13 protein-coding genes are annotated in these 13123 nt (G+C 69.9%); 6 read left to right on the top strand and 7 right to left on the bottom strand.

What is annotated here, in order from left to right; all coding sequences use genetic code 11:
- Positions 1–746 precede the first annotated feature (746 nt).
- Positions 747–1658 carry an FG-GAP repeat domain-containing protein gene (locus HD593_RS33120; RefSeq protein ID WP_185105885.1) on the bottom strand — a complete coding sequence of 304 codons (912 nt, stop codon included), beginning with the start codon at positions 1656–1658 and terminating at the stop codon, positions 747–749.
- 769 nt (positions 1659–2427) lie between these two features.
- Here HD593_RS33120 and HD593_RS33115 point away from each other — a divergent pair.
- Together HD593_RS33115 and HD593_RS33110 are read left to right on the top strand one after the other, a co-directional pair.
- Positions 2428–2676 carry a hypothetical protein gene (locus HD593_RS33115; protein ID WP_185105884.1) on the top strand — a complete coding sequence of 83 codons (249 nt, stop codon included), beginning with the start codon at positions 2428–2430 and terminating at the stop codon, positions 2674–2676.
- Between the two features lie 141 nt (positions 2677–2817).
- Positions 2818–3255, top strand: coding sequence for a hypothetical protein (locus tag HD593_RS33110; protein ID WP_185105883.1), 438 nt, complete (start codon positions 2818–2820; stop codon positions 3253–3255).
- Between the two features lie 200 nt (positions 3256–3455).
- Here the strand turns inward: HD593_RS33110 and HD593_RS33105 are convergent, their stop codons facing one another.
- Genes HD593_RS33105 through metX form a run of 3 tightly spaced genes read right to left on the bottom strand, consistent with a single transcriptional unit; the run spans position 3456 to position 6463 of the window.
- The gene (locus tag HD593_RS33105) at positions 3456–3938 is read right to left on the bottom strand and encodes a CoA-binding protein (protein WP_185105882.1); all 483 of its coding nucleotides are present in this window, start codon (positions 3936–3938) and stop codon (positions 3456–3458) included.
- Positions 3935–5257 carry an O-acetylhomoserine aminocarboxypropyltransferase/cysteine synthase family protein gene (locus tag HD593_RS33100; protein ID WP_185105881.1) on the bottom strand — a complete coding sequence of 441 codons (1323 nt, stop codon included), beginning with the start codon at positions 5255–5257 and terminating at the stop codon, positions 3935–3937. The genes HD593_RS33105 and HD593_RS33100 overlap by 4 nt, the downstream gene beginning before the upstream one ends.
- A 9-nt stretch (positions 5258–5266) precedes the next feature.
- Positions 5267–6463 carry a homoserine O-acetyltransferase MetX gene (gene metX, locus HD593_RS33095; RefSeq protein WP_185105880.1) on the bottom strand — a complete coding sequence of 399 codons (1197 nt, stop codon included), beginning with the start codon at positions 6461–6463 and terminating at the stop codon, positions 5267–5269.
- A 111-nt stretch (positions 6464–6574) separates the two neighbouring features.
- Here metX and HD593_RS62125 point away from each other — a divergent pair, with 111 nt between their 5' ends.
- Positions 6575–6886 (top strand): hypothetical protein, encoded by a 312-nt coding sequence (locus tag HD593_RS62125; RefSeq protein WP_246546829.1) that lies wholly within the window; start codon positions 6575–6577, stop codon positions 6884–6886.
- A 223-nt stretch (positions 6887–7109) separates the two neighbouring features.
- Positions 7110–8051, top strand: a complete 942-nt coding sequence (locus HD593_RS33085; RefSeq protein ID WP_185105879.1) for an alpha/beta hydrolase — start codon at positions 7110–7112, stop codon at positions 8049–8051.
- Between the two features lie 602 nt (positions 8052–8653).
- On the opposite strand, the gene HD593_RS33080 is transcribed toward HD593_RS33085, so the two are convergent.
- Positions 8654–8884 carry a MarR family winged helix-turn-helix transcriptional regulator gene (locus HD593_RS33080; protein ID WP_185105878.1) on the bottom strand — a complete coding sequence of 77 codons (231 nt, stop codon included), beginning with the start codon at positions 8882–8884 and terminating at the stop codon, positions 8654–8656.
- Positions 8885–9250: 366 nt separating this feature from the next.
- Positions 9251–10333: an aldo/keto reductase gene (locus tag HD593_RS33075; RefSeq protein WP_185105877.1), complete on the bottom strand. Its 1083-nt coding sequence runs from the start codon at positions 10331–10333 to the stop codon at positions 9251–9253.
- A gap of 152 nt (positions 10334–10485) precedes the next feature.
- On the opposite strand from HD593_RS33075, the gene HD593_RS33070 reads away from it, so the two are divergent.
- Positions 10486–11403, top strand: coding sequence for an AraC family transcriptional regulator (locus HD593_RS33070; protein WP_312903871.1), 918 nt, complete (start codon positions 10486–10488; stop codon positions 11401–11403).
- Positions 11404–11483: 80 nt separating this feature from the next.
- Here HD593_RS33070 and HD593_RS33065 read toward each other — a convergent pair whose 3' ends face one another.
- A complete protein-coding gene (locus HD593_RS33065) occupies positions 11484–12080 on the bottom strand; it encodes a TetR/AcrR family transcriptional regulator (protein WP_185105875.1) in 597 nt (198 codons plus the stop codon).
- An 87-nt stretch (positions 12081–12167) separates the two neighbouring features.
- Here HD593_RS33065 and HD593_RS33060 point away from each other — a divergent pair, with 87 nt between their 5' ends.
- Positions 12168–12881 (top strand): SDR family oxidoreductase, encoded by a 714-nt coding sequence (locus HD593_RS33060; RefSeq protein WP_185105874.1) that lies wholly within the window; start codon positions 12168–12170, stop codon positions 12879–12881.
- Positions 12882–13123 lie beyond the last annotated feature (242 nt).

Genomic DNA, 13123 nt, shown 5'->3' with positions numbered 1-13123 from the left:
GTGACGTCGGTGTCGAAGGTTGCGGCGGTCCTGTTGACGTCGACCCTGGTGGCGTAGGCTCCTCCGCCTGCGGTCTTCGTGTTCAGCGGCTCAGCAGCAGCAGAGTAGAGCCGTCATGGCTGAACGCCCGGCCGCTCGGCGATCTCGGCGACGCCGAGAGCGCGCGCGCCCGGATCGTCGAACAGCACGAGCACGTCGGCCGCCCACCGTGGTTGCGATCAAGGCATGTGTGACGACACATTCATGCAGCTCATCGCCGAAGAGAGCTGAGCTGCGGGCGTGGCGCGCATCCACGGTGAACTGACCCGCGTGGACTACAAGGTCTCGGCTTCTACCGTGTGGAGCATCCTGTCACCAGGCAGGGATCGACCCTGATTCGCTGCGTAGCGAGGGTGGCATGGTGCCGACCAGTCGTCCACGCCTGGCGACCCGGCCGGTCCCTCAGCAATCGGGGCCGCGAGCCCGTCGAGAACGACGGCGAGCTGCCGTTTGAAGCTCCGGTCCCGGTCGTCGCACAGATGTCCAGCGGTTCGCCCGGCTGGACGCCGCCCGCGACAAGGACGCCGGCGGCACCGAATGGGGCCTGGCGATCGCCCGGCAGATCGCCGAGGGCGGCGGGGCACCCTGCGGATCGAGAACAGCGACCGCGGCGCCTGCTTCACACGCCTGCTTCACACTGCGCCTGCCACGCCACGGAAACTGAGGGCGGGCCCTGGACGGTGCCGAGACCCGCGCCAGGGGAACTGCTAAAGAATGTGCTGGAAGCCGGACCAGCCCACACCGATGACGGCGGGCGGGCCGCCGATCGTGTTTCCGTTATTGGCGTAGTACAACAGATTGCCGTCAGGAGCGACGGCGATCAGGTCGGCGTGTCCGTCTCCGCTCCAATCCATGGCGCGCATGAAGTTCCACGTTCCGTGGCGGAGGAATTCGGGGGTGGTGAGCCTGTTTCCGTTGTGAGGGTAGTAGAAGACCGCAGTGCCCGCCTGGCCGAGGACATCAGCGTACCCGTCGCCGCTCCAGTCAGCGGCCACCACGTGGGGGAACGAGCCGGCGAATATCCGATAATCGAGCTGCTCACTCAGGCTGGGCTGCAGGTTGTTGTTGGGCTGGTACCACAGGTTTCCGTTGCCGTCCACGGTTAGAAGATCGGCGCATCCGTCGCCACTCCAGTCTGCCACCATCATGTGCTGCGCATAGCTGTAACTGCCGGTGATGCCGAAGCGCTGTGGGGGGCTGAGACCGGCCCCGTTGTGGGGGAAATACATCAAATTGCCGCCCTGGTCAATGCCGAGGACGTCGGCGTAACCGTCGCAGCTCCAGTCGGCGGCCTTCAGATGTCTGAAGCTACTCCAGTTGATGTCGGGCGCGATCTGCCATGGCCCTTCAAGCCCGGCGCCCTGATGTGCGTAGTACAGCAGTTTGCCGTCTTTGACGCCGAGCACGTCGGCGAAGCCGTCCCCGCTCCAGTCCGAGACGCTGCCCGGGCGCCGGCCCAGCGCGGCGACCCCTTCCGTTACGGCGGCCTGATAAAGGGAAACGGACGAATGCGGGGCGGCCGCGGCGAGCGCAGGCGTGCTGCCCGCGATCAACGTCCCGATCAGAATGATGACCAGGGCCGACCAGCGTAAGCCGGCGCTGACGATGCTTCGTTTCATGGAGAGCCTTCCGGGAGAGAAGCGAGCATGGATGTGCCTCATCTAGGTGTGCGTTGTGCGACCGGATTTGCCGTTGCATTGACTATGGTCATCAGCGCGCCGATAACCCATCTTCTTGGTTTGTTTCATCGTTTCCCTTCCTGCTGATCAGAGTTTCCTTAGCCTTGCAGGAAACCCTGTCACGGCGCTGTCGCGCGCCTGTCGCTCACCGGCTCCCTGTTCTTGTCAGCAGCGTCTAATCACTCGGCGATCACCACACGATGCGGTCAGGTGATCGGCAGGATGCGCCGACATCGCCCCGGCAGAAGAGCCCTCGGACGACTCGGACGACTCGGACGCCATGCCGCCACATGGCCACCAGCCGATGGCCGCCGTTGGTTAGTTGCACCTGCGTGATGGTGACGGCCTCGAGAGCAAGGGCGAGCAACCCTCCCGCTCGGCCGGACTGCTCGATATCTCTCTTTATGTCGTGCTCCGCCCCCCCAGCGCGGCTGGCCCGGTCGTTAGCGGGAAATCTCGGCCCGATATGACAACACCCCTTAACGCCGCCGCACCTCCTGTCCCGCCGGCGTGACCGTCATCCGGTAGGCGCCGCACAGGACGGGCGGCCGGCGCGTAGCCAGTCCATGTAGGCGTGGGTCAGGTCAGCCCACAGGGGGCGCTCGCCGCTTTCCCGGATGCGAGTGTCCTGGCCTGCTTCGGCGGTGATGACCGCCGTCGCGGTGCCTGCCAGGTCCCGCAGCCGTATCCCCCAGACCGAGCGGCCCTCGTGTTCTTTCTGGCCGGGCGTGATGATGACGATGTCGGGTGCGTGTGCGGCGAGGTGCAGCCCGAGGCCGAGGCCGCCTTCGACGGCGTGACCGAGCTCCTGCTGCTGCACGCCGCCGGCCCGAAGGACGGCGCCGCCCAGGCGCTGGCCCGCCAACCCTCCACCACCCCGCCGTATCGGGCCTACCAGCACATGCTGCCCCAGCACCTGCACACTTATCTGGGTCCGTTTGAAGAGTCAGGCACGTAGGGCCCATGGTCCCGGCTGACCGGCCCGGGCGGCCAGGCCGGTCCAATAAGATCATCCGCATCGTAGCTTTACTGCGTTCCGCCGTCGCCCGCTACCGCTTCGGGCGTCCGGCCGTGGTCGTCGCGCTCTATCTGCGCACTGGTGACCGAATCCGTGCCGTGCTTCGCCGACCGGCTCCACCTGGACCGGCTCGAACGCCCGCTGCGCGGCGTGCGCTTCGGCGACCTGGCGGGGCTGCAACGATGGATGCACGGCTACCTCGCGGCCGACCTGGAGCGGCGGGCCGACCCCGGCTTCAGCCCCGACCTGGCGCTGATCCGCGCGCTGCTGGACGCGCGTCCCCGCATGGCGGGCGATCGGTGGTTCGAGGGGCTGTTCGGCCTGCTGGCCGGCGGCCCGTCCCTGGAGCGCCAGGCCGAGTTGCCCGCCCTGGCCAGGGCGGGAGTCGTCACCTTCATCGGGGCCGAGCCGCGCATCGAGCAGGACGCCCGAGGCTGCTGCCCTGGCGCGACCTCGCCGGGAACGGGGCGCTCGGCCTGCCGAAGGGCGCCGGCCGCGCGGACGAGGCCCCGGCCCTAACCGACCGGGTGGTCCTGCTCGGCAGTGGGCCGCCGGAGCCGGGCGCGACCGTCGTGACCGCGCTCGACGTGCCCGTTCCCCGGCCCGTCCCCGCACAAGAGGCAGCCCCGTGAAAAACGAACCACCACCGCTTCCTGCTCACCACCGCCCTGCTCGCCACCCGTCCCGGAGCGGCCCACCGGCGGAGTCGGCGGGCCGGGCTACTGGAGCCCGGCGCGGACGGAGGTGATGCGCCGGGTGTTGAAGCCGAGCCAGTGCATCCGGCCCACGTAGCGTGCGTGCTCGACCTTGAGACAGCGGTCCATGACCACGGTCACGCCGCCGTCCTCGGCGATCCGCGCGCCCTCCTCGTTGATCACGCCGAACTGGCACCAGAGCGCCCTGGCGCCGATCGCCACCGTCTCCCGCGCGATCTCCGGCAGGGCGTCCGGCGCGCGGAAGACGTTCACGAGATCGACCGGGACGGGGACGTCCGACAGGGTGGGGTAGCTGGTCTCGCCGAGGATCTCCGTCTCGCGCGGGTTCACGGGGATGACCCGGTAGCCGTGCCGCTTGAGGTAGTAGCCGACGAAGTGGCTGGCCCGCAGCTCGTTGCCGGACAGGCCGACGATCGCGATCGTGCCGGTCGTGTGCAGCACGCGCTGGATCGTCAGCGCGTCCTGGTAGCGGTCGAGTCCGGTCATGCCGTGGTCACCTCTCCGACGCGGGCGAAGCCCTGCTCCAGGTCCCAGATCAGGTCCTCGACGGACTCGGTGCCGACCGACAGCCGTACCGTGCCGGGGCCCACGCCGGCCGCCCGCAGCTCGTCGTCGCCGAGTTGCCGGTGTGTCGTGCTGGCGGGGTGGATGACCAGGCTCTTGGCGTCGCCGACGTTCGCCAGGTGGGACCAGAGCGTCAGCCCGCCGATGAGGCCCTGCCCGCCCGCACGGCCGCCGGCGCAGTCGAAGGAGAACACCGCGCCGGCGCCGCGCGGCAGGTACTTGCCCACCAGCGGCCGGTACCGGCTCTCCGGCAGGCCGGGGTAGGTCACGCCGGAGGCCAGCTCGTGCGACCGCAGGAACGCCGCGACCGCCAGCGCGTTGCCGACGTGACGGTCCATGCGCAGCGACAGCGTCTCCAGCCCCTGCAGGAACAGGAAGGCGTTGAACGGCGACAGCGCCGCGCCCAGGTCGCGCAGGGTCTCGGCGCGCAGCTTCATCAGGTAGCCGTACTCGCCGAACGTCTCGTGGAAGCGCAGCCCGTGGTAGGCCGGCGACGGATCCGCGACCACCGGGAACCGCCCGTTCGACCAGTCGAACGTGCCCGCCTCCACCACCACCCCGCCGATGCTCGTGCCGTGCCCGCCGATGAACTTGGTCGCCGAGTGGATCACGATGTCGGCGCCCCACTCGATCGGCCGGCACAGGTACGGCGTCGCGAACGTGTTGTCCACGATCAGCGGCAGCTCGTGCTCGTGCGCGACGGCCGCCACGGTCTCGATGTCCAGCACGTTCCCGGCGGGATTGCCGATCGTCTCGCCGAAGAACGCCTTCGTGTTCGACTGGACGGCCTTGCGCCAGGCGTCCGGATCGTCGGGATCGACCCAGGTCAGCTCCACGCTCATCTTGCGCAGCAGGTGCTTGAGCTGGTTCACCGTCCCGCCGTAGAGCGCCGAGGACGACACGACGTGGTCGCCCGGCTGCAGCAGCGTGAACAGCGCCGCCGCCTGCGCCGCGATCCCGCTGGCGAACGCCACCGCGCCGGCGCCGCCCTCCAGGTTCGCCACCCGCTCCTCGAACACCGCGACGGTCGGGTTCATGATGCGCGAGTAGGTGTTCCCGTACTCCTGAAGGTTGAAGTACGCCGCCGCGGACTCGGGGTCCTCGAAGACGTAGCTGGTCGTCTGGAAGATCGGCACCGCGCGGGCGCCCGTGTTCGGGTCGGGGCGTTGCCCGGCGTGCAACTGCCGGGTCTCGAACCCGAACTCGCGGGCCTGTTCCGTACGGGGGGACTGGTTGGTCACATGAACCTCTCAGGCGGGCTGGGCCAGGAACCGGCGGATGATGGGCGTCTGTCGCGCTTCCTCCAGCAGGAAGCAGTCGTGGCCGTACGGCGCCTCGATCACCTGCAGCTCCACCGGCTTGCCGAGCGCGCGCAGCGCCTGCTCGATCTCCTGCGACGCCGACGGCGGATACAGCCAGTCGGAGCTGAAGGCGATCAGCAGCGTGCGCGCCGCGACGCCGCCGAGCGCCCGCTCGAGCGACCCGCCGCCGTGCTGCCGGGCCAGGTCGAAGTACGTCAGCGCGCGCGAGGTGTAGAGGTAGGTGTTGGCGTCGAAGCGCCTGACGAACGAGTCGGCCTGGTGGCGCAGGTAGCTCTCCACCTCGAACTCCGGCTCGGTGATCGTGTAGCGGATCTCGTCGGAGTCCTGCAGCCGCCGGCCGAACTTGTCGCTCAGCGCGGGCGCCGACAGGTAGGTGACGTGGCCGACCATCCGCGCCACGCCCATGCCGGCGTCGGGGGCCTGGCCCGTGCCGTAGTAGCGCCCGCCCTGCCAGGCCGGGTCGCGCATGATCGAGTCGCGCGCGATGGCGTTCCAGGCGACCCCCTGCGGCTGCAGCGCGTGCGTGCTGGCGATCGGGATGACGGCGTCGACCTGGCCGGGGAAGAGCACCGCCCACTCCAGGGCCTGCATGCCGCCGAGCGAGCCCCCGGCCACCGCCGCGAGCCGTTCGATGCCCAGGACGTCCAGGAACGCCCGCTGCGTCCGCACCATGTCCGCGACGGTGATCACCGGGAAGTCCGGCCCGTACGGCCGGCCCGTCGCCGGGTCGATCGAGGAGGGCCCGGTCGTCCCCCGGCAGCCGCCGAGCAGGTTCGTGGAGACGACGAAGTAGCGGTCGGTGTCGAACGCCTTGCCGGGGCCGATCATCCCGTCCCACCAGCCGAGCCCCTTGCCGTGCCCTTCGGCTCCGAACCCGTCGCGGGTGCTCTCCCCGGACGGCGACCTGGACAGGCCCGCCGCGTGGGCGTCTCCGCTGAGCGCATGGCACACCAGGATGACGTTGTCACGCCGGGGTGAGAGGGCGCCGTAGGTCTCGTACGCCACCCGGACCGGGTGTAAGTCACGGCCGCAGTCGAGGCGCACCGGCTCCGGCAGGTCGAGGTACCGCGTCTCCACGATGCCGACACTGCTGCCGGCCCCGAGCGTTGTGGCTGGCTGCGACATGGGTCCTATGGTAACCGCCACGGGCGGTGCCCGGCCAAATACCTACCGGAAATACAGGAAGTAGAGGAGTTCTTCGGCCTCGGCGAGGAGCGCAGCCACAAGAGGGAAGCGGTGTTCGGCGCCGACCACCCCGAGGCCTGGGTGCCCGAGCGGGCACGACTGCAGCTCGACCTGCGCGGTGGGGAGATCCGTACGATCGTGTGGGCGACCGGCTTCCGTCCCGACTACGGGTGGCTCCAGGTTCCCGTGGTCGACGAGAAGGGGCGGCTGCGCCACGACGGCGGGGTGGTGGACGGCCCCGGGCTGTACGTGCTCGGGCTACCCCTGCTGTGGCGGCGCAGATCCACGTTCATCCACGGCATCGAGTCCGACGCCCGCGAGGTGATCGACCACCTCGCCGGGTACCTGGCTGTACGCCGGTGAACGGTGTCCCGCTGGGTTGCTGGACACGCGCAATTGCCACCCCGTCCCGTCGAGTATGCCTGGGTGTTCCTGGGCCAGGATGGCAGCCCACGATCGGGGTCCCTAGGGGCGCACACCTGGCATGAAATGTCCCGCCGGCGGCCGGTCGCTGCCCTGGTATTGCTCCGCCCGATGGCCAACAATCCGAGTGGCGCTTGTCACGTCGACCTGGAGGCCGGAACCTGTGCCCGTACTTCCTGAGCTCATCCCCATGCTCGCCCGCATCGAGGAGAACCGCGCGCGGATGGCGGACGCGTCGGTGCCGGTCGCCCAGCAGCGAGCCATGATCCACCGAGGGATGGATCAACGCGCCGCCACCGTGTCCCTGCCCGCGCCCGCAGTGACGCAACAGGATCACCTGGTCCAGGTGGAGGGTGGCGAGATCACGGTTCGCAGCTACACGCCTGCTGGGATGGGGCCGCTGCCCTGTCACGTCTACATCCACGGGGGCGGCTGGTGGCTGGGTGAGCTCGCCCATCGCGACGCCGTCTGTGGCCGGCTCGCGGCCGACGCCGGCTGCGTGGTGTTCTCCGTCGCTCACCGGCTGGCCCCCGAGCACCGCTTTCCCGTGCCGCCTCTCGACTGCTACGCGGCCCTGCTGTGGGTGGCCGAGCACGCCGCCCGGCTCGGGGCCGACGCGTCACGGCTGTCGATCGGAGGCGACTCCTCGGGCGCCAACCTGGCCGCCGCCGTCGCGCTCATGGCCCGCGACCGGAGCGGGCCGCAGCTCATCGCCCAGGTCCTGGAGATCCCGGCGCTCGACCTGACGATGAGCCGGGTGACCAACGCAGCTGAGGCGCTGGTGCTGACGCCGGACGAACTGGCCGCCAACATCGACAGGTACTGCGGCCCTGAGGACCGCCGCCATCCGTACGCCTCACCACTCCTCGCCGGCGACCTGGCAGGCCTGCCACCAGCGTTGATCATGGTGGCCGAGTACGACATTCTCCGCGACGAAGGCGAAGCCTACGGCCAGGCACTGAGACGGGAGGAAGTCCCGGCCGAAGTGATCTGCTGGCCGGGACACGTCCATGGATCGCACGAGATGACCGCGGTGCTGGCCTCGGCCCGCGAGTGGCAGGCATGCGTCGCCACCTTCTTGAGAGGCATGTCTTCGAACTCCTGAACCAGCCCGGTCATGAGCTTGCAGGGGGAGGATGCGGCCACCACAGGGCGGCAACCGGACATTCATCGTCTCCCGCTGCATGCCAGCTGATGCTGATCCGGCTGCCGTGCCGCGGCGAGCCGGGTGCGGGCTACTCCGGCGTCGGCTCTTCGAGCGGCGGCTACGGCGGCACCAGTGGGACCAGCGGCGGAGGCGGCGCCTGCTGGAGCCGTCCCAGCACCAGGGATCGGTCAGAGCCATGGACCGAAGCACGCATGCCGAGACTGCGGCACGTCCGCCCGGCTCACTCCTCATGAGCCCGCCGTTGTCGGCGGGTCATTCTCACAGTGCATAAACTGCCGGACACCGCGCAGTACTCCAGCCCGGCTTGTATCCGCGCGCAGGGAACTCGCGACACCCTCCGGGGGCGTGCTCGGGCGAACTCGGCGAGCCGGCTGTCCAGGTGCACGTGGAGGTTGTCCCAGCACCACACAACCAGCGGGGCCGAAGCAGTGAGCCCTCGTGTCCCCAACTGCTCCGCCAGAGCCTGCCACGGGCACCGGTCAGGTGCCTGCGCACCATGCCTCCCCGCCCGCGAGCCCGAACCTCTTGACGGGCACGAGCTAGGAGACGGTGTCGTCGTCTTCCAGCCCTTCGAGGACGGCTTCCGAGATGTTCGCGATGATGTCCAGATGCTTCGGCGGGACGGCGTCGAGGAAGAGCTTGCGTACTTGGGCGACGTGACCGGGCACCGCGGCTCCGATCGTCGCACGCCCCTTGTCGGTCAGGGCGATCCGTACTCCGCGCGCATCTTCCTTGCACTTGATGCGGGTGACGAGGCCGCGTGAGGTCATGCGCGAGATCTGGTGGGTCAGCCGGGTCTTCTCCCAGCGGAGGGGCCTCTCGCACTTCGTGGACCCGCATCGCGTCCTGGCCCGACATCTGCAGCGTGCTGAGGACGGCGAAGTCCGAGAGCGTGATGGCCGAGTCGCGCATGAGCGCACGACTGAGGATCCGAGTTCATCGCCGACGGCGGAGACCTCCTCGGTCCCGTGATGTGATCAGCGGGTGGATGCCGGAGCAGGCACTGCCCTGCTCCGGCATCCACCCGATCGTGGCTCGCCCGGCGGCCATGTTCCCCTCGATGGGTGCCGGGAAAGGCGGCCTGGGATCCCGCCGCGCAGATGGTGGTGACGATGGCACGCGGGCGGTGCGGGTGGTCAGTAGCGGACGGTGCTCTGCGTCAGCGGCGGGTAGACGGTGGACGGCTCGCCGTCCACCGTGGCCCCGGCGAACTGCAACATCCCGCGCACCTCGCCGTTCAGCGGCGCCGGGTAGTTCAGGTCGGGGGCCGAGACTTCGTCCAGCATCCGCAGGTGCTCCGGGGTGAGGGTCACCTCCAGGGCGGTGAGGTTGTCCTGGAGGTGCGTCACGCGTCTGGCGCCGACGATGGGTACGACGGTGCCCTGCCGCGCGCGCAACCAGGCCAGCGCCACCGCCGCGGACGTGGCCCCGACCTCGTCGGCGACTTCGGCGACGGCGTCGATCACCGTGAACTCCTGCTGGCTGGGGCTGCCCACGAAGGACGAGCGGGCGGAGTCGGAGACCTCGGCGCCGCGCCGGTACTTGCCCGACAGGAACCCGTTCCGCAGCGGGCTCCACGGAACCAGTGCCATGCCCTGGTCGAGCGCCAGGGGAGCGAGTTCGCCCTCCACCGTGCGGGCCAGCAGCGAGTACTCCACCTGGAGCGCGATCAGCGGCGTCCAGCCCTTCAGCAGCGCCATGGTCTGGGCCTGGGCGGTGACCCAGCCCGGGGTGTTGGAGAACCCGAGGTAGCGGATCTTCCCGGCCCGTACGAGGTCGTCGAGGGTACGCATCGTCTCCTCGACCGGAGTGTTCCTGTCCCAGTTGTGCAGCCAGTACAGATCCAGATAGTCGGTACGCAGTCGGCGCAGCGTCTCGTCAAGCTGGGCGATGATCGATGAGCGGCCCGCGCCGCCGCCGTTGGGGTCGCCGGGGAAGAGGTTGCCGAAGAACTTCGAGGCCAGCACCACCCGCTCGCGCCGGCCGGGACGGGCGGCGAACCAGTCGCCGAGGATCTTCTCGGAATGGCCGTTGGTGTAGAAGTTGGCGGTGTCGATGAAGTTCCCGCCCAGATCGAGGTAGGTCGCCAGGATCTGCTCCGACTCCTCGACGCTGCTCCCGGCGGCCCCCGGGTCCTCCCCGAAGGTCATGGCGCCGAGCGCGAACGGGCTGACCCGCAGCCCCGACCGGCCGAGCGTGACGTAGTGATCGAGCGGCATGATCCGCCTCCTTGATGTCGTATCGGGCTTCCCATGGAAGCGCGATACGCCAGGTCAACGGTAGATCGATCCGCTCTGACTCTTGCACGATCCGATCGACCTGGCCGGGATCGGGCTTGCCGCAACCGGCGCCCGCATGCTTTCGTGAAGCCGTGCGCGCCCCACGCGAATACCTGGATGAACTTCGCGATCTCATCGCCGCCCATGCCCGGACGGACCTGCGTACACCGATCGGCACGCTGCTGTTGTCCAGGGTGGAGACGTCCGCGCCGGACTACTCCCTGACCGAGCCGCTGCTGGTCGTCATGGCCCAGGGCGCCAAGCGGCTGCTGCTCGGCGAGCGGGTCTACGAGTACCGGACGGGGCAGCTCCTCGTGGTCACCGCCGGCCTGCCCGTCAGGGGACACTTCATCGACGCCACCCCGCGGGCCCCGGCGCTGGGCATGGGGCTGGTGCTGCGCCCGGCCGCCATCGCCCCGCTGCTGCTGGAAGCGGCGGCCGGACGGTGGCCGCGCGGAACGGCGGGGCTGCCCGCGATCGCGACCGGCCAGGCCGGATCCGATCTGCTCGACGCCGCGACCCGGCTGGTGCGGCTGCTCGACCACCCCGCCGACGCGCCCGTACTTGCGCCGCTGGTCGAGCGGGAGATCCTCTGGCGGCTGCTCACCGGCCCGCACGGCGGCATGATCCGCCAGATCGGCCTGGCCGACAGCAGCCTGACCCACGTCAGCCGGGCGATCGGCTGGATCCGCGACAACTACGCCGAGCCGCTGCGGATCGAGGATCTCGCCCGGCTGGCCGGCATGAGCCCGTCCACGTTCCACCGCCACTTCCGCGTGGTCACCGGGATGAGCCCGCTGCAGTTCCAGAAACACCTACGTCTGCAGGAAGCGCGGGCGCTGCTGGTCGCCGGGTCCGGCGACGTCGCCGGCGTCGGACATCTCGTCGGCTACGACAGCCCGTCGCAGTTCAACCGCGAATACCGGCGCCTGTTCGGCGCCCCGCCCGGCCAGGACGCGGCCCGCCTGCGCGCCTCCGCCGCCCCATCCGGCCTCCGGCACCTGCCTTGAGACCCTGCGGCCCAGCCGGTTCTCATGCTGAACCCGGCTACCGTGCAGGCGGGCCGCGAGGTCATGCCACGCCGGCGGGTTCAGTCCTCGGGACGGGCGCGCAAGCCTGCGGCGTCGAGCAGGGCGGCGGCCGTGGCGACGGCGAGGCCGTCGAGGCCCCGCGCCTGCACGACCGCCTGCGCGCTCGCCCCGTCGAAGGCGACGGTGAGCTGCCGGGCCAGCAGCGCCGGGTCCGCGGCTCCGGCGCGCTCGGCCTCGCGGCGGAAGAACGCGGTCAGCGCGTCCTTGTTGCGCCGGGCGACCAGGCTGGCCGGATGCTCGGGCGACTTGACCTCGACCGCTGCCGCCACGAACGGGCAGCCGCGGAAGTCCGGCTCCGCCGCCGACTCCTCCAGGCGCTCGAACACGTGCAGGATGCGCGCGCGGGGCGGCCGGTCGTCGTCGGCGGGGGGAAGCAGGAGGGCCTGGTACGCGGGCGCCCTGCGGTCCAGGCTCGCCGCCACCACCTCGTCCTTGCTGCCGAACAGCTGGTACATCGATCGCTTGGACACCCCGGCCCTGCGGCACAGCGCGTCGATGCCCACGCCGACGCCCTCTCGGTAGAAGAGCTCCGCCGCGGCGTCGAGCAGGCGATCACGGGTCGAAACGGGATGGGTGGCCGGCGTGGGGTGCGTCATGTGCCCAGGTTACCGCTCGACTTGCACGGTGAAAACCGATCGGTTTACAGTAGCGGAAACCGATCGGTTTCCAGAAGGGAATGACTCATGAGCAGCATCAATGGCTCCGTAGCCGTCGTCACGGGCGGCAGCCGCGGCATCGGCAAGGCGCTGGTGGAGGAGCTCTATCGGCGCGGCGCCGCCAAGGTCTACGCGACCGCCCGTGACCCGCGCGCCGTCACGCACCCGGACGCGGTCCCGCTGGCGCTGGAGGTCACCGATCCCGGCTCGGTGGCGGCGGCAGCAGACCGGGCCGGGGACGCGACCATCCTGATCAACAACGCCGGCGTCCTGGTGGCCGCGTCGTTCCTCGGCTCCCCGGTCGACGACGTCCGCCGCGAGTTCGAGGTCAACTTCTTCGGGCCGCTGCTCACCACCCGTGCCTTCGTGCCGATCATCGAGCGCAACGGCGGGGGGCACATCCTCAACATGCACTCGGTCCTCTCCTGGATCACGATTCCGAGCGCGGAGGCCTACAGCGCGTCCAAGTCCGCCTTGTGGTCGCAGAGCAACGCGCTGCGCCTGGCGCTGCGGCCCCGGGGGATCAACGTCACCGGAATGCACGTCGGCTACGTCGACACCGACATGGCCGCCGGCGTCGAGGCGCCCAAGACCTCTCCGGAGAGCGTCGCGCAGCAGGCCCTGGACGGGCTCGAGGCCGACGCCCCCGAGGTGCTGGCCGATGACCTGTCGCGCCAGGTCAAGGCGGGTCTCGCCGCCGACCTCACCATGCTGTATCCGCAGCTCGCGACGACGGGCTGAGACGCTCCGGGCGGTAACTGGCTTTCGCGCCTCCCCCGGGACGAGGTCCCCTCCGATGCTGGACCTGATCGGGCAGCGCCTTCGCCGAGCCGCATGGGGTTTTCCGGGTTCGCCCGAGGCGACCTCCTGGCCGGGGAGGCGAGCGCGTCGTCAGGTTGCCCGATGAGAGATTCGGAGCTGGGGGCGAGATTGGCGCACTAGCGCGTCTATTCGCTATAAATGTAGCGATACATATGTAGCGA

This window comes from Nonomuraea rubra, assembly GCF_014207985.1.
Classification (GTDB): domain Bacteria; phylum Actinomycetota; class Actinomycetes; order Streptosporangiales; family Streptosporangiaceae; genus Nonomuraea; species Nonomuraea rubra.
This window is presented reverse-complemented; position numbering and strand designations above follow the sequence as displayed.